Raw genomic sequence first — 22006 nt, 5'->3', positions numbered from 1 at the left:
CCTATCGTCCGAGTATCAGGCTCATTGCTTCGGCGCGGGTCGCGGTCTCGCGCAGCTGGCCGCGCACCGCCGAAGTCACGGTTTTGGCGCCCGGCTTGCGGACCCCGCGCATCGACATGCACAGGTGCTCGCATTCAATAACCACTATGGCACCGCGGGGGGAAAGATTAGTCATCAGCGCGTCCACGATCTGGGTAGTCAGCCGCTCCTGCACCTGCGGACGGCGGGCGTAGACCTCCACCAGGCGGGCCAGCTTGGACAGGCCCGTCACCTTGCCCTCGTGGGAGGGGATGTAGCCAATATGCGCCGTGCCGTGGAAAGGCACCAGATGGTGCTCGCACGTGGAGTAGAAGGCAATGTCCTTCACCAGGACCATTTCCTCATGGTCCAGGTCAAAGGTGGTGGCCAGCAGGTCCGAGGGACTCTCGTGCAGCCCGGCGAAGATTTCCGTGTAGGACTTCGCCACCCGGCTGGGGGTGTCCTTCAATCCGTCCCGGTCCGGGTCCTCCCCGATGGCGATGAGTATCTCCCGGACCGCCCGTTCGATGCGGGGCTGGTCCACCGGGGAGTCTTCTGCCGCGGGCAGTAGTTCGTCGTCGAAATCCGTCACTGGTCGATCCTATCGCGCCCGGGCATGCGTCCCGGCGGACGGCAGACGAAAGCGGGCGGCCCCGAAGGACCGCCCGCACTGTGGTATTTCCCGGTGCCTACGCTTCCGGTGCCGAGCTGCCGGAGCTTCCGCCGCGGCCGGAATGGCTGCCCTGGCCGCTGCTTTCGGGCTGCGGCAGGCCGTTGCCGGAGACATCGAAGTCCTGCGGCAGGTCGGCGTCGGCAATCTGGTCCTGCGGAGCAACCGATGCAGGGTCCGGAGCGCCGAGCTCCTTGGCTTCGCGCCGTTCCTTCGGGGACACCACGGGCGGCATGCTGTGCACCGGGCGGGTGGGCTTGGACAGCCAGACCTCGCGGACGTCGCGCTTGCGCACGTCGGAGAAGACCTCGGCGATTTCCTGCTGGTTCAGCGTCTCGCGTTCCAGCAGTTCCAGGGCCAGCCGGTCCAGCACGTCGCGGTTCTCCGTGAGGATCTGGTACGCCTCGTCATGGGCGTTGTCCAGCAGGCGCCGGACTTCTTCATCCACCACGTAGGCCACCTGGTCGGAGTAGTTCCGTTCCTGGCTCATGTCGCGGCCCAGGAACGGTTCGCCGCCGCCGGAGCCCAGCTTGACGGAGCCGATCCGCTCGCTCATGCCGTACTGGGTGACCATCTTGCGGGCCGTGGAGGTGGCCTTTTCGATGTCGTTGGAGGCACCGGTGGAAGGATCGTGGAAAACGATCTCCTCCGCTACCCGGCCACCCATTGCGTAGGCCAGCTGGTCCAGCAGTTCGTTGCGCGTGACCGAGTACTTGTCGTCCTGCGGCAGCACCATGGTGTAGCCCAGGGCCCGGCCGCGCGGCAGGATGGTCACCTTGGTGACCGGGTCCGTGTTCCGCAGCGCCGCCGCCACCAGGGCGTGTCCACCCTCGTGGTACGCGGTGATCTTGCGTTCCAGTTCCTTCATCACGCGGCTGCGCTTCTGCGGCCCGGCAACCACGCGGTCGATCGCTTCGTCCAGGGCGCGGTCGTCAATGAGGTCCGCGTTGGAGCGGGCGGTCAGCAGCGCGGCTTCGTTGAGTACGTTGGCCAGGTCCGCGCCGGTGAAGCCCGGGGTCTTGCGGGCCACGGTCTCCAGATCCACGCCGTCGGCCATGGGCTTGCCCTTGGCATGGACCTGCAGGATGCGCAGGCGCCCCTGCATGTCCGGCGCCTCGACGCCGATCTGCCGGTCGAAACGGCCCGGGCGCAGCAGGGCCGGGTCCAGGACGTCGGGCCGGTTGGTGGCGGCAATCAGGATGACGTTGGTGTTGCCGTCAAAACCGTCCATTTCCACCAGCAGCTGGTTCAGCGTCTGCTCGCGTTCGTCATTGCCGCCGCCCACGCCGGCACCGCGGTGGCGGCCGACGGCGTCAATTTCATCCACGAAGATAATGGCCGGGGAGTTGGACTTCGCCTGCTCAAAGAGGTCGCGGACACGGGAGGCGCCCACGCCAACGAACATTTCCACGAAGTCGGAACCGGAAATCGAGTAGAACGGCACGCCGGCCTCACCGGCAACGGCGCGCGCCAGCAGGGTCTTGCCGGTGCCGGGAGGGCCGTACAGCAGCACGCCCTTGGGAATCTTGGCGCCCACGGCCTGGAACTTGCCCGGGTCCTGCAGGAACTCCTTGATTTCGTGCAGTTCCTCCACGGCCTCATCGGCACCGGCGACGTCGTCGAACGTCACCTGCGGCATGTCCTTATTGGTCAGCTTGGCCTTGGACTTGCCGAACTTCATGACCTGGGAACCGCCGCCCTGCATGCGGGACATCAGGAACCAGAAAATCAGGCCAATGATGATGAACGGCAGGAACAGGCCCAGGAAACTGGTGAACCAGTTGGTCTGCACCGGCTGGTCCGTGTAGTTCGCACCGGAATTATTGACGGCCTGGACTATTTCCTCGCCGCGCGCAGTGCTGAAGTAGAACTGGACGTCGCTGGTGCCCTGTTCCTTGACGGCGTCGTCCTTGAGGGTCAGATCGACCCGCTGCTCGCCGTCGTAAATCTTGGCCTGGGACACGTCCGGACCCCTGAGCAGATCCAGGCCCTCCTTGGTATCCACCTGTTTGGTGTTCCCTGCAGAAAGGCTGGGCAGGATGATCAAAAGAGCGGCCAAGGCCAGCACGATCCATATCAGCGGACCCTTGAAGAAGTTCTTGGATTTCATTCGTCGTCAGGGCTTGTGCCCCGTCCCTCCTGATCAACAACGCTGCTTTGCGCGGAATTTACCTACTAGCTATACACCGTCCCCCAGAGGAACACGGTCCAAGGCGGGGTTTAGTTCCCTGTGGGCGTAGCGGTATTTCCGTGACGGTCATCGCTTTTGCGAGGCCGCGGGACGGGGAGTCCGGCGTTTACTCGTAGACGTGCGGTGCCAGCGTGCCGATGAAGTCCAGGTTGCGGTAGCGCTCGGCAAAGTCCAAGCCGAAGCCCACCACGAATTCGTTGGGGATCTCGTAGCCGACGTACTTGACGTCGATTTCCACCTTCGCAGCGTCCGGCTTGCGCAGCAGGGTGCAGATTTCCACGCTGGCCGGGCCGCGGGATTCCAGGTTCGTGCGCAGCCAGGACAGCGTGAGGCCGGAGTCGATGATGTCTTCGACAATGAGCACGTGCTTGCCCAGCAGGTCCGTTTCCAGGTCCTTGAGGATGCGGACGACGCCGGAGGACTGGGTGCCGGAGCCGTACGAGGACACTGCCATCCAGTCCATGGTGACGTGGCTGTGCAGGGCCCGGGAGAGATCGGCCATCACCATGACGGCGCCCTTGAGGACACCCACAAGGAGGACGTCGCGGCCGGCGTAGTCGCGGTCAATTTCGGCCGCCAGTTCCGTGATCCGGGTTTGGATCTGTTCCTTGGTGTAGAGAACGTGCTTGAGGTCTGACTGGACGTCGTGTGAATCCACGAATGACTCCCGGGTGCGCAGTGTTGCAGCTTTGGATGTTAGGTGCTGCTCTTTTTCCTAAAAACAAGATTGCCATAGCTTGCGGTGCCGTGGTGAACCGATGTAGAGCGGGGCTGGCGGTACACACTGACTTTGCCCACCAGCTGCACGGGCCCGGCCGAGCCGGTCCGGCGCAGCAGCGACTCCACGGCGGCGAGCCGCTCATAGCTGGGCTGCGCACCGCCCAGGGCGAGCGCGGCGAGCGCCAGGACGCGCTGCCGCACGGCAGGAGCGAGCCCGCGAAGCTGTGCTTCGGGCAGCAGCAGCTCTTCGGCTCCGGCCCCCTCGCCGGCCGGCGGAGCGGCCCGCAGTTCCTCGAAGGTACGCGCAGCCACGGCATCCATATAGTCGGCGTCGGCGGAGAGGATACGTGAGGAACGGAACAGCGCCTCGGCGATGCCGGGCCCGAGTTTCTCCTCCAGGAACGGCAGCACCTCGGTGCGTACCCGCGACCGGGCGTAGGCCGGGTCGCTGTTGCTGGGATCCTGCCACGGGTCCAGCCCGGTGTGCGCGCAGATTTCCAGGGTCTGTTCCCGGCGCAGCCCCAGGAAGGGCCGCAGGTAGATACCGCGCACCGCGGGCATCCCGGCCAGGGAACGGGTGCCGGAGCCCCGCATCAGCCCCAGCAGCACCTGCTCGGCCTGGTCATCCAGCGTGTGCCCCAGCAGGACGGCGGAGGCGCCCAGCTCGGCTGCGGCGGCATCCAGGGCGGCGTACCGGACCGTACGGGCGGCCGCTTCCGGTCCCATCCCGGAGGCGGGCACGGTAACCCGGCGGACCAGCACGGGGTCCAGCCCCATCCGCTCGAGCTTGCCGCGGGCCTGCGCTGCCACCTCGGCGCTGCCTTCCTGCAGTCCGTGGTCCACAACGACGGCGCCCACGCGGTAGTCCCCGCGCCGGGCGAAGAAGGAGGCGGCTTCGGCCAGTGCCAGGGAATCGGGTCCGCCGCTGCAGGCGACCAGGATCAGCGGCGGGCGCTCCCCGCCCGGGGCCAGGCCGGCGTCGCGCAGTGCATCACGGACCGCGTTCCGGGCGTTGCCCAGGGTGGGCAGGAGCCGCTTGCGGACCCTCGGGGCACGCTGGGACATGCCGGACAGGTTTCCGGTTTTATTCTCTTCCAGCACGTTCGGTTACAGTCCCATCCGAGTGATCCAAAGGTCGGCCGAGTGGATTTCCGCCTCGGACGGCAGGTTTTCTGCGCGTTCCCATACCCGGTTGAAGCCCTCCATGCCCACCTGGTCGGTGACGGCGCGGACAAAGCGGGCGCCGTCGCTGTACTGGCGCATCTTGGCGTCCAGGCCCAGGACCTGGCGGAGGAACCGGTCGATCCAGCCGCGCTTGGCACCGCGGTTGTTGAACCGCTGCCGGATGGTCTTGACGCTGGGCACAATGCTCGAGTCGACGGCGTCCATCACAACGTTGGCATGGCCCTCCAGCAGGGACATCACCGCGGTCAGGTGCGATAGCCGTTCCTTGTCCTCCGGGTCCTGCAGCAGGGACAGCAGGTCCGCCGGCTTCTGCGGCACGCCGTCGCCGTCGTTGCCGTCCTTTCCGTCCTTGCGGGCAGTCAGGGCCTTGACTGCGGTGCCCAGGCGTTCGGAGAGGGTTTCCGCCTTGTCCATCATGCCGTTGGAAAGCTGGCTGATCTGCTCCAGCATGTGTTCGCGCAGCCAGGGGGCAGCGGCAAACTGAACCCGGTGGGTCTGCTCGTGCAGGCAGACCCACAGCCGGAAGTCGTCCGGGTCTACGTTGAGTTCCCGCTCCAGGGTGATGATGTTCGGTGCCACGAGCAGCAGGCGCCCGCCGGGCTTGCCCACGCCGCCCAGCGCGGCAAACGGATCATACTGGCCCAGGACCTTGCTCGAAAGGAAGGCCAGGACAGCACCGAGCTGCGCGCCGGTCAGGGTGCCGCCCAGGGCTGTATTGGCTGCTTCCAGCTGCTCCGGACGTGTGGTGGCCAGGTGCTCCAGGGCCGGACCCATCAGCACGGAGAAACTCTGCGAGTTCGCGCGGGCCCAGGACGCACGGTCCACAATCAGCACGTCGGAGTCGCGCAGGTCGCGTGCTGCTTCGAGGCCGGTAATCCGGTGCACGTGGGCCACTGATGCGTCGGCGGCGGCACGCAGGTCGGCCACGGCATCGCGGATTTCACGGGCGGACATCTTCGGGCCGGGCGCCACCATGGCTGCTGCGGTGGACGCGGCAAGGTCCCAGTTCACCAGGGACGGAACGGAGGATGCGGACGGAGACTTCTCGGTGGACGGACTGTGGTCAGGTGCCAGGCTTCGATCGTTGCTCTCCATTGGTCCATTCGACCACATGAGGACAATGTCCACACCTCCTCCGCAGGCGGGCGGAAGCTGATGCGGGTCAGCGGCAGCCGCAGCCGGCGAGAACCGCGGCGGCCGCATCCACGGCATCACGGGCCGCCATGGTGTTCCCGTCCAGCCCGGTGGCCACGAAGGTGAAGACCAGGACCCTTCCGTCCGCGTCAGTGGCGTAGCCGCTCAGCGCCGTGACGGCCAGCAGGGTGCCGGTCTTGGCCCGGACAATACCGGCGGCACCGGAGTCGGCGGCCTCGTCGTAGCGTCCAGCCAGCGTCCCGCTCAGCGCGGCAACGGGCAGGCCGCCGGCCACCGAGCGCAGATCCGGATCCGAAGTGGTCAGCAGGATCCGCATCAGCGAGGTCAGCTGGGCCGCCGAAACGGAGGTTTCGGCGGACAGTCCGTTGGTGTCGCCGAGCACCATGGCCGAAGTGTCCACTCCCAGTTCGGCTATTTCCGCCTGGACGGCCTCGATGCCCCCGGCAAAGGAGGCGTCCCTGCCGGTGGCGGAAGCGGTCAGCCGGGCCAGTGCTTCGGCCAGGTAGTTGTCGGAGTTCAGCAGCATGTAATCCACCTGCTCGGCGAGCGGTGCCGAGCGGACCTCTGCCAGGGCTGCGGCGTCGGCGGGGGCGGTGCCGCGTTCCGCCACGGGTTCCACGTCGATGCCGGCCGGGGCCAGGGCCTCGGCGAGGGCGTCCCGGTAGGACTGTGCGGCGGCCAGCGCGGCGTCGTCCACCCGCGGCCCTGGACCGGTGCCTTCCTCCGCCCACGCGGAGCTGACGGCAAGGGCATGGACGGGGGCAATCTCGCCGGCTTCCACGTCAGCGGCTCCCCACGCGTCGGACAGTGCGGGCCCGGTGAACAGCGTGTCATCAACGCGGACCCGCACCGGCGAACCGGTGCCGTCTGCGGTGAGGGCGGCAGCGGTCCGCTGCGCCAGGGTCGCCAGGCCGGCGCGGCCGGCCACCGTGTCCGGGCTGGAGGCCCCGGCCGTCAGCAGCACATCGCCGCCGCCGCGCAGCACCACGGTGCCGGGCTCTTCCCCGGCCAGCACGGTGGTGGCAAAGCGGGTGTCGGCATCCATGGCGGACAGTGCGGCCGCAGCGGTGAGGACCTTCAGGTTCGACGCCGGTGCGAGACCCGTGCTCCCCCCGCGCTCATATAGCACCGTGCCGGTCAGCGCATCCGAAACCACCGCATGGAAACTGCCGCTGCCCTCGATGGACAGCTCCTCGTCCAGCAGCTGGCCCAGCCGCACTGCGTCCGGCATCGGGTCTTCGGGGCGCGGTGCGGACACCGGGCCGGTGCCTTCGAGCTCCGACGGCGGCTCCTGGTAGTCCGGCACCGCCTCGGCCCGCTCCACCCCGGACCCGGCCATGGACTCGGCAACGGGAGGCAGGACATAGCAGGCCAGAGGAACCAGCAACACCGCAAAGGCAAGCGCCAGCAGTGCGCCGGAGAACACCCGAGACATGTCCTCACCGACTCTTTCCGTCCGCCGGTTTCCCCGGCCCGTCCGCCCCCATGCACCGTTCAGCGCACAGGACATATATCTTTAAGACTAGACCGACGCCGGCGTCTTCCCTGACCCCGCCCCGCGGGCCGTCCACGGACGCGTCGGCGCATGATCCTTTAGCAAGTCTTTCCAGTGGTTCCTCCGCGGGCCACGCCAGTGAGGAGTCGCAATTATGAAGCTCGACGTAACCATCGAGATCCCCAAGGGATCCCGGGTCAAGTACGAAATTGACCACGAAACCCACCGCCTGCGCCTGGACCGGGTCCTGTTCACGTCCATGGCCTACCCCACGCACTACGGGTTCTTCGAGAACACCCTGGGTGAAGACGGCGATCCGCTGGACGCCCTGGTGATGCTGCAGGACTTCGACCTGATGCCCGGCGTCCTGGTGGAATCCCGCCCCATCGGTGTATTCAATATGGTGGATGACGGCGGCGGAGACGCCAAGGTCCTCTGCGTGCCGGTGGATCCGCGCTTCGACCACATCCAGGACCTCTCCGACGTGTCCGACTTCCTGCTGGACGAAATCAAGCACTTCTTCACAAAGTACAAGGACCTGGAGCCCGGCAAGTGGGTTGAAGCCGCTGACTGGGCCGGCCGCGAAGCAGCCGAAGCTGAGGTTGAGGCTTCCCTCGCCCGCTTCAAGGCGCTTGGCGAAGGCCACGAAGAGGACCAGTCCCAGGGCCGCGACGTCGACGCCAACCCGGTCAACAACTAGCGTTTCCTTCCACCGGCCCGGCCGGTACGACGGCGGCTGTTCCCTTCCGGGGGCGGCCGCCGTCGGCGTTTAACCCGGCTTCTGCTGCCGCCTCCGGTTTCTGCTGCCGCATGGAACGGGCAGCAGATGTTCAATACGGCAGCGGATCCCCGAAAGAGGCCTTACCCCCGGCGGTCCTGCCGCCGGGCCCAGGCACGCACATCCGAGGCATGGGTCCGTGCAGGGAAAAGGGCTACGGCAACCGCAACTGCAAGGACCACCCAGCTCGAAGTCAACCACGCCGCCCAGAGGCCCAACAGGATGACCCCGCAGGCAAACAGCAGGGGCAGCAGCGGGGGGCGGTTCGATCCAGGGCGGTTCGGTCCAGGGCGGTCAGGCCCGGTGTGCTCCGGCGGGGTGCTGGTCATGCGGCAGACTCTACCCGCGTCCGGTTCCTCCGGGCCGGGCTGCAGGAACCAGGCTTCCCACCCTCCGGTACGCATGGGGCTGATGGGACCCCGCCAGCCCCATCTGTAACGAAGCGTGGGAAGTCCGGCGCACAGCGGCACGGCTCGGGCGCGCCGCAACCGCATTCGGTTGTTTGTGCACGGGGTCTGCGATGCTGATGCCATGCATTTTGTGCTGACCATCAACCAGCGGGACTCCCGCGAGGCAGGGGACCTGGTCCCGCAGCTGATCCGCTCACTGCGGCACCTGCCGGCGGCCCTCCCCTTCCAGCGCACAGTGGGCGACGAGGCTTCCGGTGTGCTGAACGACGCGTCCGCGGCGGTGGCTGCCGCGCTGTCCGCAGTTAGGGAACGCCGCTGGCACGTGGGCATCGGCGTCGGGGAACTGCATGTTCCATTGCCCGCCGACCTCACGGACGCCCGCGGCTACGGACTGGTTTATGCCCGGCGCGCCGTAGAACGGGCCCAGCGCAGCGGCGACCGGGTTCCGCTGGCCGTCGAGGGACCGGACGCGGAACTGGCCGCAGAAGCCGAAGCGGTGCTCCGGCTGCTGGGCCTGATCGTGGCGGCACGGACCGAAGCGGAATGGAAGGTACTGGACCTGATGACCCCCGGCGCCCGCGGGCAGCAGAAATTCGTGGCCCAGGAACTGGGCATCACCGCCCAGGCGGTGAGCAAGGCGGTGGTCCGCTCGCATTGGAACGAGGAATGGGCCACGCGCCCCGCGGCCGCCCGGTTGCTGGGACTGGCCTACGGCCCGGCGTCGCTGCCGCCGGCCGTGCTGCCCTACCGTGCCTGAGCGGACTAGACGCCGCGTTCCAGCACACTGTTGAGCACGCTCGCGGCGCCGTCTTCGTAAACCGTCCCGGTTACCTCGGCAGCCACAGCGAGCACTTCGTCCGGCGCCTGGCCCATGGCGACCCCGCGCCCGGCCCAGCCCAGCATCTCAATGTCATTCCGCCCGTCGCCAAGGGCAACGGTCAGGGCGGGATCCACCTCAAGCCGGGAGCGGACCTGCTCCAGCGCGCTGGCCTTGGTAACGCCGGCGGCGGCGATATCCAGCCACGCCGTCCAGCCCACGGAATACGTCACCCCGTGCAAGCCGATTGAAGCCACTGCGGAGCCAAACTGCTCCGCCGTGCTGTCGGTGCTGAAAACCACCACGCGCACAGCGCGGGCATCCAGCAGGGACTCGAAATCCACGGCGTGGGCTTCGGCCCCGAAACTCGCGTCCTGGAAGCGTTCAGTGGACAGGAAACGCCCCTCCGCATCTTCCAGGGCGAACTTGGCCGTGGGGAGTTTGTCGCGCAGCGCGGCCAGCGCAGGTTTCGGATCGAACACCACGCGGTCCACCACTTCGTAGCCGTCCTCCAGCGCCGGATCCAGGCGCAGGGTCACAGCGCCGTTGGAGCAGACGCAGTAGCCCTCGGTCAGTCCAAGCAGCTCAAGGATGGGCAGGGCCGCCCCGTAGGACCGTCCGGTGGCAATGACCAAGTGGTGCCCGGCGGCGATGGCGTCCCGCGCGGCACGGCGCACGCCCGGGGACATGTGTCCGTCGTGGTCCACGAGGGTCCCGTCAACGTCCAGTGCAACAAGGTGTCTTTTGTCAGGAATTTGCTGGTCTTCGATGCCAGCAGTACTCAGAGTTGTCATCGTTTTATCTAAGCAGATTCCGGGCAAAGGCGGCTAGGACGCAGACCACGCGCGGTTCTCAGGCCGCACAGAAGACCCCTTACAGAACCGGCAGGACTTCCAAGCCGCCAAGGTAGGGCTGCAGCGCAGCCGGCACGTTGACGGAGCCGTCCGGGTTCTGGTGGTGCTCCAGGATGGCCACAATCCAGCGGGTGGTGGCCAGCGTTCCGTTCAGGGTAGCGACGGCGCGGGTTCCCTTGCCTTCGGCCTGGCGTTCGCGGATGTTCAGGCGCCGGGCCTGGAACGTGGTGCAGTTGGAGGTTGAGGTCAGCTCGCGGTACGCGTTCTGGGTGGGAACCCAGGCTTCGCAGTCGAACTTCCGGGCGGCGGACATGCCCAGATCACCCGCGGCCGTGTCGATGACCCGGTACGGCAGTTCCACCTTGGCCAGCATTTCCTCTTCCCAGGCGAGCAGCCGCTTGTGCTCTTCGGCAGCATCCTCGGGGCGGGTGTAGACGAACATTTCCACTTTGTTGAACTGGTGGACGCGGATAATGCCGCGGGTGTCCTTGCCGTGCGAGCCGGCTTCCCGGCGGTAGCAGGAGGACCAGCCGGCGTAACGGACAGGGCCGCCGTCGAGCTCAAGGATTTCATCGGCGTGGTAGCCGGCCAGCGGCACCTCGGACGTGCCCACCAGGTACAGGTCGTCTTCAGCCAGACGGTAGATCTCGGCGTCGTGGGCCACGTCGAAGCCGGTGCCCTGCATGGTTTCCGGGCGGACCAGGGTGGGGGTGATCATGGGAACGAAGCCGGCCTTCACGGCCTGGTCCATGGCCATGTTCAGCAGGGCCAGTTCCAGGCGGGCTCCGACGCCGCGCAGGAAGTAGAAGCGGGAGCCGGAGACCTTGGCGCCGCGCTCCATGTCGATGGCGCCCAGCATCTCGCCCAGTTCCAGGTGGTCGCGGGGCGCAAAACCCTCGGCCTCGAAGTTCCGCGGCGTGCCGACCGTCTTGACAACCTCGAAGTCGTCTTCGCCGCCGGTGGGAACGCCGTCGGACACCAGGTTCGGGATCCGGCGCAGGAGGGCATCGGATTCGGCCTGGATGGTGTCGGCTTCGGCGCCGGCAGCCTTGACGGCTGCGGCCAGTTCCTTCACCTCGGCCAGCAGGGCCTGCTTTTCCTCGCCCTTGGCCTGCGCCACGCGCTTGCCGAAGGCGTTCTGCTCGGCGCGCAGGGTCTCGTAGCGGGTCCGGGCGTCACGGCGGGCAGCGTCGGCGGAAATGATCGCGTCCACAATGCTCTCGTCGGCCAGCCGGGCGCGCTGCGAGGCTCGGAATTTTTCGGGGTTTTCGCGGAGCTCATTTACATCGATCACGTCTCAAGAGTACCGAAAAGCGGCCGGGCCTTTGGTTCGCCGGGCGGGGACTATTCTGGGAAGCATCATGCCCGTAGAAATTACCCTCCTCCTTGTGCTGTTCGCGGCCCTGCTGGCCTCCGCGGCAACCTGGGCCATCCTTGCAAAGCGAAGCCGACGGCGGCTTGCGGCCGAGGCGGCCGTCTTCGCCCCGCGCGGGGCAGCCCACCAGCGGGTGGCGATGGTCATTAACCCGATCAAGGCGCAGGCAGACGAGGCCCGGGCACTGCTGGAAGCGGCCTGCGAGCTGGCCGGCTGGGACGCTCCCCTGATCCTGGAGACCACCGTGGATTCTCCCGGCTACCTGCAGGCGGTGCGGGCACTGGAAGCCGGTGCCGATGTCGTTGTGGCGGCAGGCGGGGACGGCACCATCCGCGAGGTCTCCCGGGCCGCGGCGCATTCCAACGCCTCGCTGGGGCTGGTGCCGCTGGGCACCGGCAACCTGCTGGCGCGGAACCTCGACATTTCGGTGGCCGACCTGACGGGCAATGTCCGCAACGCACTGCACGGGGATACCCGCCGGATCGACATGGCCACCATCCAACTGGAGGATTCAACCGCCGGAACGGCCTCCCGCAACGCTTTCCTGGTGATGGGCGGCATCGGCTTGGATGCCGAAGTCATTGCCGCGACGCGCGACGAGCTGAAAAAGCGGGTCGGCTGGCTGGCCTACAGCGAAGCCGGTGTGCGCCTGCTGCCGGGGCGCCGCACCCGCATGAACATCAGCATTGACGACGCCCCGGTCCATTCGCAGAAAGTGCACAGCGTGCTGGTGGCCAATACCGGACGGCTGCCTGCCGGAATCGACTTCATCCCGGATGCCGTAGTGGATGACGGGTTGCTGGACATCATCATCATGAGTCCGCGCAGCGTCCTGGGCTGGGCCTGGGTGGCCGGCAAGGTGATGACGCGCTACCCCAAGGACCTGCCGGTCATCCACCACCACCGGGCCCGGAAAGTGACCGTGTCGGTGGCCGAACCCACGCAGACCCAGCTCGACGGGGACCTGACCGGGGCGGCCACGTCCATCACCGTCCAGGTGGATCCCGGGGCCTTGCTCGTGCGGGTACCGCAGGCCCCCGCGCTGCCTGTACCGAAGAACCGCAGCAACGCCGCCGCAACGGCCTAGCCAGGGAATATGCAACGGGGCCGCACCCTTTCGGATGCGGCCCCGTTGTTACCGGAGTTGATGCCGGCGGCGGAACCGGGACGGACTACTTCCCGTCCTGGGTTCCCTCGGAATCGGTGTAGCCGCCTTCGCGGTTGCGGTCCGTCCGGGCGCCGTCGGCGTCGGTGTACTCGCCTTCTTCCTTAGGCAGGGAGGATCCGGAGGACTGTTCCCGGATCAGTGCCTCTTCCTCGGCAAAGCGGATGTCGTTGCCCTGGTCGCCGACATCGCCGCGGTAGTTGTCATCATTGGTGGAAACACCGCTGGGCTTCGGGTCCTTGAGCTGTTCTTCTTCATTGGGGTACTCGCTCATGCCGGCACCTTCCTTCTTGGGGTGGTTGTCCAGTGCGCCAATACTGCGCGCGCCTTCCATCAGCATACTTATTGCCGGGCGCCGCGGAAACCCGGTTAGTCCTCGAGCATCAGGCGCACCGCGGTCTCCGACGCCGAAAACCCGGTAACGGGGATGACGTCGCCGTCAAAGAACCGGTCCACCACGCGGGGATCAATGTAGGACTTGCGGGCGATAGCCGGCGTGTTGCCCAGGTGGTCCGCGACGTCCCGGGCGGTTGCCGCCACGGCCTTCAGCTTGGCCCGTTTAGTGACGGCTTCGGGCGCGAGCCGGGCCAGGGACATTGCAGCAACTACCGTGGCCTGCCAGGTGCGGAAGTCCTTGGCGCTGAAATCCCCGCCGGTTACTTCCTTCAGGAAAGCGTTCAGCGCTGCGGCGTCCACACTGTGCCAGCTGCCGTCCGAACCGATGTAGGCCAGGGCCGTGTCGGCGCCGGGCCGTTCGAGCATGGGCTCCAGCGCTGCGGCGAGGTCCTCGTCATTGATGGACGTGTGCCATTCCTGGCCGCTCTTGCCCGGGAAATCGAAGCGGACCTCGGTGCCGGCCAGATTCACGTGCTCAATGCGCAGGGTGGTCGTGCCGTAGGAACCGTTGGCCTCGGCATACCGGGTGCCGCCCACCCGCAGGGCACCGGCGTCGACAATGCGCAGCGCGGCGGCGAGGGCACGTTCGGGACCCACCCCTTCGGCACGCAAATGCTTGGTAATCAGGCGGCGGGCCGGCGGAAGGGACTGCGCAAAGGCCAAGGCGCGGTCGAACTTTTCCCGGTCCTTCATTTCCCGCCAGTGCGGATGGTAGATGTACTGCTTCCGCCCGGCCCCGTCTGTGCCGGTGGCCTGGATGTGGCCGTTGGCGTAGGGGCTGATCCAGACGCTGGTCCACGCCGGCGGGATCGCCAGCGAACGGATGCGTGCCAGCACCTGCCGGTCAGTGATCACCCCGCCGCGGATGTCCCGGTAGCTGAAGCCTTTTCCCCAGCGCCGCCGGGAGTAGCCGGGATGCTCGCAGTTGCTGCGCCTCAGTCGAGCCATGGTGCTTCCCTTTCACCCGGCGCCGCAGCCGGTCCGGCCGCGGCATGCTTCCAGCCCTAGTATCCGTTCAGCAGGGATTCGAGCCAAATATCCGCGTCCCGGAAAGCTTCGTCGCTGGTGTGCCGGGAGACCTCGGGCTCCCGGCGGTCCGCCCGGGGGTAGGAGCCTAGGAAACGCATTTCCGGGCTGATCCGGTGCAGGCCCTTCAACGCATCCGCCATCCGGGCATCGGCCACGTGTCCGTCGGCGTCAATGCTGAAGAAGTAGTCGCCGAGGAACATGCCGGTGGGGCGGGACTCGATCCGGCTCAGGTTTACCCCGCGGGTGGAGAACTGCTCAAGGATTTCCATCAGGGCACCCGGGTGGTCCTCCGGCAGCGGGATCACCAGGGTGGTCTTGTCCGATCCGGTGGGCTCGGGCAGCAGGCCAGGCTGGCTGATCATCACGAACCGGGTCACGGCGTCGCGCACGTCTCCGATGTCTTCCCGCAGCACCGTCAGCCCCAGCCGTTCGGCGACCAGCGGCGCGCAGATAGCAGCGTCGAAGGAGGGCTCCGCACCGCTAAGTTCCACGGCGGCTGCGGCAGTGGAGGACGCAGGGAGATATTCCGCTTCGGGAATATTCGCCGCGGCCCATTCGCGGCACTGGGCCCAGGCATGCGAGTGGGTAGACACCGTGCGGACATCCTCAAGCGCCACTCCCGGCCGGGCTGCCAGCACAAAGGTAATAGGTACCAGGATTTCGCGCAGGATCCGAAGAGTGGCGCCGGCCGAAAGCGCATCGAGGGTGGCGCTGACGCCGCCCTCCACCGAGTTCTCGATCGGAACCACGGCGGCATTGGCCTGACCGGAGCGGACCATTTCCAATGCGGTGTTCACGCTGGCGGACGGTACACGGACGGCATCCTTCGCGCCGGGCACCTGCAGCAGGGCCGCTTCCGTGAACGTTCCTTCCGGGCCGAGATAGGTGTACACCACGGTCTCGCCCGACGGGCCGGAATGGTGCGGAGCAGCTTGGGCGTGCGCCGTGTGCGTCATCGAACGGTCGGCTCCTGGCCATTGTCCGAAACCATGGGCTTGCCCGCTTCCAGCCAGGCGCCCATTCCGCCGTTGACGTTAACGGCCGAGTAGCCCTGTGCGTCCAGCCACGCAGTGGCGCGGGCGCTGCGGCCGCCGGTGCGGCAGATAACGGCCAGATCCTGGTCGGGGTCCAGGCTGTCAAGGCTTTCGGGCAGCTGGTCCAGCGGGATATGGACGGCGCCGTCCACGTGACCGGCCTCCCATTCATAGTCCTCCCGCACATCGAGGATTTTTGCGCCCGCCGGAATGCTGTCTACGGATACGCTCTGCATCTCACTCATTGCTGCCCTCACTGTTGAACCGGGTTGTTCCGCGCCGCCGCCGCACCCGAGCTTCTTGGGCCGCGGCGTTCGTTTTGTCCAGCCTATAGTGGGACGCGGCCCGAAGAAATAAACGTCCAGGTCCCATGCACCGGAGGTACAAATTGCCCGCTCCCCACGAGATGACCGCCGTCGAGCTGCGGGATGAACTGGCAGCCGGCCGGCTCGGCGCCGAAGAGTTGACCACCCACTACCTGCAGCGGATCGAAGAGCTCAACCCCGCGCTGGGCGCCTTCCTCACGCCCACCCCTGAGCTTGCCGTGGCCGAGGCGCGGGCCGCTGATGCGCGGCGCGCCCGGGGAGAAAAGCTGGGCATGCTGCACGGCATGCCGCTGGCCCACAAAGACCTGACCGATGTGGCCGGCGTCCGTACCACCATGGGCAGCGCCGCGTTGAAGCCGTGGACGGCGGACACCGACGGCCCGCTCCCGGCCGTACTGCGCCGGGCCGGAGCCATCAGCCTCGGCAAAACCCAGGTGCCGGAATTCGGGCTGAGCAGCTACAGCGAAAACCTGGTGGGCCCGCCGGCGCGGAACCCGCGGGATCTGCGGTTGAGCCCCGGCGGATCCTCCGGTGGCAGCGCAGCGGCCGTAGCTGCCGGGCTGATTCCCTTCGCACCGGGCACCGACGGCGGCGGTTCGGTACGCATCCCCGCCGCCGCCACCGGGCTGGTAGGGCTTAAGCCCAACCGCGGCAGGGTCCCCTCCGGCTCCGCCCAGCAGGATTTGGGCCAGTTTGTGGTGGCCGGTCCACTGGCCCGAACCGCGGCCGACGCCGGACTGCTGCTGGACGCCATGGTTGCCGGGCCGAACCACCGCGCCACCAGCGCACCGCCGTCCACGGACGGCTTCCTGGCCGCTGCGCAGCGGGCCGAAGGCACATTCCGGATAGGCGTCAGCACCCGCTCACCCTTCGAGTCCAGGCTGGAGATCCGCCTTGATCCCGAGGCGCTTCAGGCGCTCGACGCCGGGTCGGCCGCGCTAAGTGCGGCAGGCCACGACCTGGTGGACACGGACCTGCGCTACGACGAACGGTATCCGGATGCGTTCGAGGCGGTGTGGACGGCGTTCCTGGCTACGGCTGTGCTGGAGCCGGGGGCCGAATCGGAACTCACCGGCATTGCAGCGTCCAAGCGGCAGCGGGCACTGGGCCGAAGCGCTGCGGACCTGGTCACGGCCATTGACATCCTGCGCACCTTCGAAACCGACGCCATCCGGCAGTTCGGTGCCTATGACATGATCCTCACGCCGTCCCTGGGCATGACGCCGCGGCCCATCGGCTGGTACACGGACGGCGGCGGGGAGGAAGACTATGTACGGCAGTGCCTCTACTCGCCGTTCACGTCCATGGTTAATGTGTGCGGACTTCCCGCCATCTCCGTCCCCGTGTACAACACGGAGGCCGGACTGCCGATGGGTATCCAGCTCATCGGCCGTCCGGGGGCCGAAGCCGACCTGCTCGCCGTCGCCGCGCAGCTTGGCTACTGACCCCGGTTCCCCATCCAGGCGGGGCCGCTAATCCGTGAACAGGCCGGCGAGCAGCCGGTCGGACTCCCGTTGGCCCGCGAGGTCATAGGCTCCCCCGGTGGCCAGGAGTTCATCGGCACCGGTTGCGGCCACGAGCCCGCCCAGCTTCTCGCGGACCTGGTCCGGGGTGCCGTGGATGGAATTGGCCAGTGATTCCCGGATAAGTTCCTGCCGGCGTTCCGGGCCTTCCGCAGCGCTGCCGCTCCCGGCCAGGGCGGGGAACACACCCTTGGTACGTGAATCGGCCAGGGCCGCGGCCTCGGGGAGGAGCAGTTCAGCGGCTGCCCTTTCCGTGCCGGCAACCGCCACGTTCACCGCGGCCAGCACGTAGGGGCGCGGGAACCGGTCCGAGGGGCGGAAGGATGTCCGGTACCGTTCCAGCACCTGCCCGGGGTTGTTTCGGAACAGGCCCGGCCCGCCGAAGACCAGGCCCAGGCCCGCACGCGCAGCGATATCGGCACCGGCTCCGGTGGCCATCACAAAAACCGGGGTTTGGCCGGAGTCCCGCGGCCGCACCGCGATCGGTGCCGTGCCGTCGAGGTAGGCCAGCAGTTCCGCCAGGTCCGCTTCGAACCGTTCGGCCTCAGCCGTTCCTGCCTTTAGTGCCCGCCGCACCGCCTGCGTGAAACCCACCGAACGGCCCAGCCCCAGGTCAATGCGGTCCGGGTAGAGGGCGGACAGGGTGGCGGCCTGCTCGGCGACCAGCAGCGGCGGATGGTTGGGCAGCATGATGCCGCCGGAACCGATGCGGATGCTGCTGGTCCGGGCGGCAAGGGCGGCCATCAGCACCGCCGGTGCTGAACCGGCAATACCGGCCACGGCATGGTGTTCGGCCACCCAGAAGCGCCGGTACCCAAGCGCTTCAGCGGCTTCGGCACGCTCGAGGACTGCCTGCAGGGCATGGGCCTCGGAAAAGCCCAGCCGTGAGTTGGCGCGGTCAAGGATCGAGAGGGGGACGCGGGTGGGCATACCGGTGGCAACCCTGCACACTCCCCCGGAATTCCGGCTGCTTGTAGGCAGCGCCCCGGGTTTGCGCAAAATCCGGGCGTAACGGGGGCCCTATTGCACGTAATCTCGCGGAAATCGACCTGCAAACGGGTGACCTTCAGCACATGGCCAAGGGAAACCTGCCCGGTTCGGGGCGGAATACGCCGGTTTTCCCGGCGCTTACCCCCGCGGGGAGTGGGACCATTAATCCGTGAGCCATACCCCCAGTAACCCAGGCGTCCAAGAAGCGCGTAAAACCTTCTTCGGCCATCCCCGGATGTTGGCCAATCTTTTCAGTGTCGAGTTGTGGGAACGCTTCTCGTTCTACGGCATGCAGGGCATCCTGCTGTACTACATGTACTACAGCGTCACCGAGGGCGGCCTTGGCATCGACAAAGCCATCGCCACCTCGCTGGTGGGCGCATACGGCGGTGGTGTGTACCTGTCCACCATCATTGGTGCGTGGCTTGCGGACCGGGTCCTCGGATCCGAACGCGTGCTCTTCTACTCCGCCGCGATTGTTGTGCTCGGCCACATTTCGCTGGCCGTGCTCCCGGGCGCAGTGGGACTGGCCGCCGGCCTGATCCTGATTGCCCTGGGTTCCGGCGGCGTCAAAGCCAACGCCACTTCGCTGGTGGGGACCCTGTACGACGAAAAGGATGAACGGCGCGACGCCGGTTTCTCCCTCTTCTACATGGGCATCAACCTCGGCGCCCTGGTCGGCCCCCTCCTCACCGGCCTGCTCCAGGTGAAGCTCGGCTTCCACTACGGCTTCGGCCTGGCCGCCATTGGCATGGCCATCGGCCTCGTCCAGTACGGCCTGACCCGCAAGTACCTGCCCGAGGCAGCCCACCAGGTGACCAACCCGCTGCCGCGCCGCAAGTACGCCACCATGGGCGGCGTTGCCGCCGGCGTTGTGGTCATCGTTGCCCTGGCCGTGGTCTTCGGCCTGCTCAAGGCGGAGAACCTCGCAGTGGTCATGGCGACCGTGGCCATCCTTGCCTCGATCGCATACTTCGTGATCATCCTGCGCAGCCCGAAGGTGGGCGCCGTCGAACGCCGCCGCGTGTACTCCTTCATGCCGCTGTTCATCGCCAGCGCCGCTTTCTGGGCCCTGTTCCAGCAGCAGTTCACCGTGGTGGCGCTGTACGCGGACACCTCGCTGGACCGGTCCATCTTCGGCTTCACCATGCCGGCGGCCTGGGTGCAGTCCATCAACCCGATCTTCATCATCATCTTCGCGGCCGTCTTCGCCGCGGTCTGGACCAAGCTGGGCGACCGGCAGCCGTCCTCGCCGCTGAAGTTCTCCCTGGGACTTGCCGTAATGGGCCTGGCCTTCCTGGCCTTCATCCCGTTCTCCGGCGGCGGCCCCAACAGCACCCCGCTGCTGGCGATCGTCGGCATCCTGCTGCTGTTCACCTTCGCTGAGCTGTTTATCTCCCCGATCGGCCTGTCCGTGGCAACCAAGCTGGCGCCGGAAATTTTCCGGACCCAGATGGTGGCGCTGTTCTTCCTTTCGGTCTCCCTGGGCACCACGCTGGCCGGCTGGCTGGCACAGTTCTACGACCCCGAAACCGAGGTCAGCTACTTCCTGTTCAGCGGCGGAACCGCCATTGTCCTGGGCATCGCCCTGGCAGCGGCGACCCCGGCCATCAAGAAGCTGATGAGCGGCGTGCGCTAACCGACCGGCGCAACAGTTTCAGTTCCACCAGGACGGCGGCACCGGGCAACCCCGGGGCCGCCGTTCTTTTTGCCTGCCGTCACATGCTTGGCCTGCGCCCGGCGTCGTGGTTAGGATGGGCACCAGCTTCAGGAGACACGGCCGCCAAGCTCCGACTTGGCCGTGCACCAACCCCATGCTTCGCGGGTGGTTCGGATGACGAAGCGGCCTGCACCGCCTTTTCCAGGCATCCGGTGCAGGCAAGAGCACGTGAATCCCAAGGATTATTTCCATGCGCAAAAGCACCGACCGTATCCTGGCCACCCATGCCGGTTCCCTGCCCCGCACCCCCGAACTCCTCGCGGCCAACGCGGCTCGGGACGCGGACCCCTCCGACACCGGGGGCTATGCCGAACTGCTCAGCGAGGCCGTCGCCGACCTGGTGCTGCGCCAGCAGCGGGCCGGCATCGACATCCCCAACGACGGCGAGTACGGGCACTCAATGTCCGCCGAGGTGGACTACGGGGCCTGGTGGTCCTATTCCTTTGCCCGGCTCAGCGGCCTGACCGTGGCGGAGACCGGCATCTGGGAGATGGAGCCCGTCCGTTCCGAGCCGGGAAAACCGGTCCTCACCAGCTTCGGTGACCGCCGCGACCGGGGGCGCTTCCGCGAGGCCTACACCGACCCGTCGTCGGGCATCACCACCGGCGCCCAGAAGGTCTTCCCGAAGGTCACCGGCAAGGTGGAATACACCGGGTACGACGCCGTTGCCGGCGACATCCGCAACCTCAAGTCAGGGCTGGCGGCGGCGGGGCTGGAGGAAGGTTTCCTCGCCTCGCTTTCCCCCGGTTCCTGTTCACGCATCGCCAACGAGTACTACGCCACCGAGGAGGAGTTCATCTACGCCTGCGCGGACGCGATGCGGGAGGAATACAAGGCGATTATCGACGCCGGCCTGATTGTGCAGATCGACGATCCGTCCATTGCGGAGAACTGGGACCAGATCAATCCCGAGCCGTCCGTCGAGGACTACCTGCGCTTCACCGAAATCCGGGTTGAGGCCCTGAATTACGCACTGCGCGGCCTTCCCGAGGAGCAGATCCGCTTCCACCTGTGCTGGGGCTCCTGGCACGGACCGCACACGACGGACATCGAGTTCCGGCACCTGGCGGACACCCTGCTGAAGATCAACGCCGGCGGTTACAGCTTCGAAGCCGGCAACGTACGGCACGAGCACGAATGGCGGGTCTGGGAAGACACCAAGCTGCCGGACGGCAAGGTGATCATTCCCGGCGTCGTCTCCCATGCAACGAACGTAGTGGAGCATCCGCAGTTGGTGGCGGACCGGATTGAGCGCTTCGCCCGGCTGGTCGGCCGCGAAAACGTGATTGCGTCTACGGACTGCGGGCTGGGCGGCCGCGTGCACCCGCAGATCGCGGCGGCCAAGCTCGAAGCCCTCGGCGAAGGTGCGCGGCTGGCCAGCAGCCGTCTATGGTGACCCGGTGCGGGCAGGCTTGGTGTGCCCTAGAGTGGGATTCGTAAGGCTACTGATGAATTACCTTCAAGGAGCTGATGATGACTGATCCGAAAGCCGGCGACCCTAAGAACGAGTCCGCGAATCCGATTGAGAACGCGGTGGAAAACCTGATGTCCACCTCCGCGGAAGTTCCCGACGGCAGCGGCAGCCAGGACCACTCCGACCCGCGCACGGAGGTCCACTCCAACCTTGCGCAGGGCCTGAACTCCGACAACGAGAATTTCAAGGCCAAGCACAACGACAAGTGAGGGCTTCCTAGCTGTCCAGCCCGGCGGCGGCCAGCGCCAGCATTCCGCTGGCCGCCGCCAGCAGGCCCAGGCCGCCCAGGGTGCTAAAGGCGCTGCCGCCGTCTTGGCGCCGGCCCCGGCTAAACAGGACCGCTGCGCTCAGCCAAGCTGCCAGGAACACCAGGACCGGCAGGACACCGGCGGCGAATCCGGCGGCCTGCTCGGCCCAGGCCGGGAGGTCGAACTGCCGGCGCTGGCTCCAAAAGAACCAGAAAACCGGGGCGGCGCATACGTAGATGATGTTCAGGACCGCCATGGCTGCCCGGGTGCCGCGGCGCATTCCGGGCTGAAGCTGCGCCGGTACCGCACTGGCCGCCATGGTGTTCCCCTCTCCGCCGCGCCCTCGCGGCTGTCCGATCGAGCATACGGCCGGACGGGCAGCTTTACACGTAGGCGGGTGTCTGCCGCACCTGCCGTTTCTTTGGCATGCTTA

The 22006-nt window shown here is 67.1% G+C and carries 22 protein-coding genes and 1 riboswitch; of the genes, 7 read left to right on the top strand and 15 right to left on the bottom strand.

Annotated elements, in window-relative coordinates; genetic code table 11:
* Position 1 precedes the first annotated feature (1 nt).
* From folE to dacB, 6 genes are all read right to left on the bottom strand, one after another.
* A complete protein-coding gene (gene folE, locus QNO06_RS00515) occupies positions 2-610 on the bottom strand; it encodes a GTP cyclohydrolase I FolE (RefSeq protein WP_227912538.1) in 609 nt (202 codons plus the stop codon).
* A gap of 97 nt (positions 611-707) precedes the next feature.
* Positions 708-2798 carry an ATP-dependent zinc metalloprotease FtsH gene (gene ftsH / locus QNO06_RS00510; RefSeq protein WP_227912539.1) on the bottom strand — a complete coding sequence of 697 codons (2091 nt, stop codon included), beginning with the start codon at positions 2796-2798 and terminating at the stop codon, positions 708-710.
* Between the two features lie 187 nt (positions 2799-2985).
* Complete coding sequence (gene hpt, locus QNO06_RS00505; protein WP_227912540.1) at positions 2986-3537, bottom strand: hypoxanthine phosphoribosyltransferase; 552 nt, start codon at positions 3535-3537, stop codon at positions 2986-2988.
* 38 nt (positions 3538-3575) lie between these two features.
* Positions 3576-4664, bottom strand: a complete 1089-nt coding sequence (gene tilS, locus QNO06_RS00500; protein WP_227912933.1) for a tRNA lysidine(34) synthetase TilS — start codon at positions 4662-4664, stop codon at positions 3576-3578.
* Positions 4665-4706: 42 nt separating this feature from the next.
* Positions 4707-5879, bottom strand: coding sequence for an Rv3626c family coenzyme F420 biosynthesis-associated protein (locus tag QNO06_RS00495; RefSeq protein WP_227912541.1), 1173 nt, complete (start codon positions 5877-5879; stop codon positions 4707-4709).
* Between the two features lie 67 nt (positions 5880-5946).
* A complete protein-coding gene (dacB, locus tag QNO06_RS00490; protein ID WP_227912542.1) occupies positions 5947-7374 on the bottom strand; it encodes a D-alanyl-D-alanine carboxypeptidase/D-alanyl-D-alanine endopeptidase in 1428 nt (475 codons plus the stop codon).
* Between the two features lie 214 nt (positions 7375-7588).
* Here dacB and QNO06_RS00485 point away from each other — a divergent pair, with 214 nt between their 5' ends.
* A complete protein-coding gene (locus tag QNO06_RS00485) occupies positions 7589-8134 on the top strand; it encodes an inorganic diphosphatase (protein ID WP_227912543.1) in 546 nt (181 codons plus the stop codon).
* Between the two features lie 161 nt (positions 8135-8295).
* On the opposite strand, the gene QNO06_RS00480 is transcribed toward QNO06_RS00485, so the two are convergent.
* Positions 8296-8541, bottom strand: coding sequence for a hypothetical protein (locus QNO06_RS00480; RefSeq protein WP_227912544.1), 246 nt, complete (start codon positions 8539-8541; stop codon positions 8296-8298).
* Positions 8542-8743: 202 nt separating this feature from the next.
* Here QNO06_RS00480 and QNO06_RS00475 point away from each other — a divergent pair, with 202 nt between their 5' ends.
* The gene (locus QNO06_RS00475) at positions 8744-9379 is read left to right on the top strand and encodes a hypothetical protein (RefSeq protein WP_227912545.1); all 636 of its coding nucleotides are present in this window, start codon (positions 8744-8746) and stop codon (positions 9377-9379) included.
* A gap of 5 nt (positions 9380-9384) precedes the next feature.
* On the opposite strand, the gene QNO06_RS00470 is transcribed toward QNO06_RS00475, so the two are convergent.
* Both QNO06_RS00470 and serS read right to left on the bottom strand, forming a co-directional pair.
* Positions 9385-10233 (bottom strand): HAD family hydrolase, encoded by an 849-nt coding sequence (locus QNO06_RS00470; protein ID WP_227912546.1) that lies wholly within the window; start codon positions 10231-10233, stop codon positions 9385-9387.
* 79 nt (positions 10234-10312) lie between these two features.
* The gene (gene serS / locus QNO06_RS00465) at positions 10313-11587 is read right to left on the bottom strand and encodes a serine--tRNA ligase (protein ID WP_227912547.1); all 1275 of its coding nucleotides are present in this window, start codon (positions 11585-11587) and stop codon (positions 10313-10315) included.
* 67 nt (positions 11588-11654) lie between these two features.
* Here serS and QNO06_RS00460 point away from each other — a divergent pair, with 67 nt between their 5' ends.
* A complete protein-coding gene (locus tag QNO06_RS00460; RefSeq protein ID WP_227912548.1) occupies positions 11655-12755 on the top strand; it encodes a diacylglycerol/lipid kinase family protein in 1101 nt (366 codons plus the stop codon).
* Positions 12756-12840: 85 nt separating this feature from the next.
* Here QNO06_RS00460 and QNO06_RS00455 read toward each other — a convergent pair whose 3' ends face one another.
* From QNO06_RS00455 to QNO06_RS00440, 4 genes are read right to left on the bottom strand one after another with little or no spacing between them, the layout of a single operon-like run.
* Positions 12841-13173, bottom strand: coding sequence for a hypothetical protein (locus tag QNO06_RS00455; RefSeq protein WP_284162477.1), 333 nt, complete (start codon positions 13171-13173; stop codon positions 12841-12843).
* Between the two features lie 29 nt (positions 13174-13202).
* Positions 13203-14177, bottom strand: a complete 975-nt coding sequence (locus QNO06_RS00450; RefSeq protein ID WP_227912550.1) for a DNA topoisomerase IB — start codon at positions 14175-14177, stop codon at positions 13203-13205.
* Between the two features lie 56 nt (positions 14178-14233).
* Positions 14234-15214, bottom strand: a complete 981-nt coding sequence (gene pheA, locus QNO06_RS00445; RefSeq protein WP_227912551.1) for a prephenate dehydratase — start codon at positions 15212-15214, stop codon at positions 14234-14236.
* Positions 15211-15537 (bottom strand): rhodanese-like domain-containing protein, encoded by a 327-nt coding sequence (locus QNO06_RS00440; protein WP_227912552.1) that lies wholly within the window; start codon positions 15535-15537, stop codon positions 15211-15213. The genes pheA and QNO06_RS00440 overlap by 4 nt, the downstream gene beginning before the upstream one ends.
* Positions 15538-15680: 143 nt before the next feature.
* On the opposite strand from QNO06_RS00440, the gene QNO06_RS00435 reads away from it, so the two are divergent.
* Positions 15681-17063, top strand: coding sequence for an amidase (locus tag QNO06_RS00435; RefSeq protein ID WP_227912553.1), 1383 nt, complete (start codon positions 15681-15683; stop codon positions 17061-17063).
* Positions 17064-17090: 27 nt separating this feature from the next.
* Here the strand turns inward: QNO06_RS00435 and QNO06_RS00430 are convergent, their stop codons facing one another.
* Positions 17091-18071 (bottom strand): MsnO8 family LLM class oxidoreductase, encoded by a 981-nt coding sequence (locus QNO06_RS00430; protein WP_227912554.1) that lies wholly within the window; start codon positions 18069-18071, stop codon positions 17091-17093.
* A 295-nt stretch (positions 18072-18366) separates the two neighbouring features.
* On the opposite strand from QNO06_RS00430, the gene QNO06_RS00425 reads away from it, so the two are divergent.
* From QNO06_RS00425 to QNO06_RS00415, 3 genes are all read left to right on the top strand, one after another.
* Positions 18367-19770, top strand: coding sequence for a peptide MFS transporter (locus tag QNO06_RS00425; protein ID WP_229958754.1), 1404 nt, complete (start codon positions 18367-18369; stop codon positions 19768-19770).
* A gap of 126 nt (positions 19771-19896) precedes the next feature.
* Positions 19897-20022: riboswitch (SAM riboswitch) on the top strand.
* A gap of 19 nt (positions 20023-20041) precedes the next feature.
* On the top strand, positions 20042-21247 hold the full coding sequence (locus QNO06_RS00420; protein ID WP_227912556.1) for a cobalamin-independent methionine synthase II family protein: 1206 nt from the start codon (positions 20042-20044) through the stop codon (positions 21245-21247).
* 77 nt (positions 21248-21324) lie between these two features.
* On the top strand, positions 21325-21534 hold the full coding sequence (locus QNO06_RS00415) for a hypothetical protein (RefSeq protein ID WP_227912557.1): 210 nt from the start codon (positions 21325-21327) through the stop codon (positions 21532-21534).
* 7 nt (positions 21535-21541) lie between these two features.
* Here the strand turns inward: QNO06_RS00415 and QNO06_RS00410 are convergent, their stop codons facing one another.
* Positions 21542-21892 carry a hypothetical protein gene (locus QNO06_RS00410; RefSeq protein ID WP_227912558.1) on the bottom strand — a complete coding sequence of 117 codons (351 nt, stop codon included), beginning with the start codon at positions 21890-21892 and terminating at the stop codon, positions 21542-21544.
* Between the last annotated feature and the right edge of the window lie 114 nt (positions 21893-22006).

This window comes from Arthrobacter sp. zg-Y20 (genome assembly GCF_030142075.1).
GTDB lineage: Bacteria > Actinomycetota > Actinomycetes > Actinomycetales > Micrococcaceae > Arthrobacter_B.
This window is presented reverse-complemented; position numbering and strand designations above follow the sequence as displayed.

What these genes read in the sequence shown, in the direction of transcription:
- ftsH (WP_227912539.1), bottom strand. Translation starts at nt 2,798, where the DNA reads ATGAAATCCAAGAACTTCTTCAAGGGTCCGCTGATATGGATCGTGCTG.
- tilS (WP_227912933.1), bottom strand. Translation starts at nt 4,664, where the DNA reads ATGTCCCAGCGTGCCCCGAGGGTCCGCAAGCGGCTCCTGCCCACCCTG.
- QNO06_RS00470 (WP_227912546.1), bottom strand. Translation starts at nt 10,233, where the DNA reads ATGACAACTCTGAGTACTGCTGGCATCGAAGACCAGCAAATTCCTGAC.
- QNO06_RS00410 (WP_227912558.1), bottom strand. Translation starts at nt 21,892, where the DNA reads ATGGCGGCCAGTGCGGTACCGGCGCAGCTTCAGCCCGGAATGCGCCGC.
- pheA (WP_227912551.1), bottom strand. Translation starts at nt 15,214, where the DNA reads ATGACGCACACGGCGCACGCCCAAGCTGCTCCGCACCATTCCGGCCCG.
- QNO06_RS00430 (WP_227912554.1), bottom strand. Translation starts at nt 18,071, where the DNA reads ATGCCCACCCGCGTCCCCCTCTCGATCCTTGACCGCGCCAACTCACGG.
- QNO06_RS00415 (WP_227912557.1), top strand. Translation starts at nt 21,325, where the DNA reads ATGACTGATCCGAAAGCCGGCGACCCTAAGAACGAGTCCGCGAATCCG.
- QNO06_RS00485 (WP_227912543.1), top strand. Translation starts at nt 7,589, where the DNA reads ATGAAGCTCGACGTAACCATCGAGATCCCCAAGGGATCCCGGGTCAAG.
- QNO06_RS00480 (WP_227912544.1), bottom strand. Translation starts at nt 8,541, where the DNA reads ATGACCAGCACCCCGCCGGAGCACACCGGGCCTGACCGCCCTGGACCG.
- QNO06_RS00440 (WP_227912552.1), bottom strand. Translation starts at nt 15,537, where the DNA reads ATGAGTGAGATGCAGAGCGTATCCGTAGACAGCATTCCGGCGGGCGCA.
- QNO06_RS00425 (WP_229958754.1), top strand. Translation starts at nt 18,367, where the DNA reads ATGTTGGCCAATCTTTTCAGTGTCGAGTTGTGGGAACGCTTCTCGTTC.
- QNO06_RS00450 (WP_227912550.1), bottom strand. Translation starts at nt 14,177, where the DNA reads ATGGCTCGACTGAGGCGCAGCAACTGCGAGCATCCCGGCTACTCCCGG.
- QNO06_RS00420 (WP_227912556.1), top strand. Translation starts at nt 20,042, where the DNA reads ATGCGCAAAAGCACCGACCGTATCCTGGCCACCCATGCCGGTTCCCTG.
- QNO06_RS00495 (WP_227912541.1), bottom strand. Translation starts at nt 5,879, where the DNA reads ATGGAGAGCAACGATCGAAGCCTGGCACCTGACCACAGTCCGTCCACC.
- QNO06_RS00475 (WP_227912545.1), top strand. Translation starts at nt 8,744, where the DNA reads ATGCATTTTGTGCTGACCATCAACCAGCGGGACTCCCGCGAGGCAGGG.
- QNO06_RS00460 (WP_227912548.1), top strand. Translation starts at nt 11,655, where the DNA reads ATGCCCGTAGAAATTACCCTCCTCCTTGTGCTGTTCGCGGCCCTGCTG.
- dacB (WP_227912542.1), bottom strand. Translation starts at nt 7,374, where the DNA reads ATGTCTCGGGTGTTCTCCGGCGCACTGCTGGCGCTTGCCTTTGCGGTG.
- QNO06_RS00455 (WP_284162477.1), bottom strand. Translation starts at nt 13,173, where the DNA reads ATGCTGATGGAAGGCGCGCGCAGTATTGGCGCACTGGACAACCACCCC.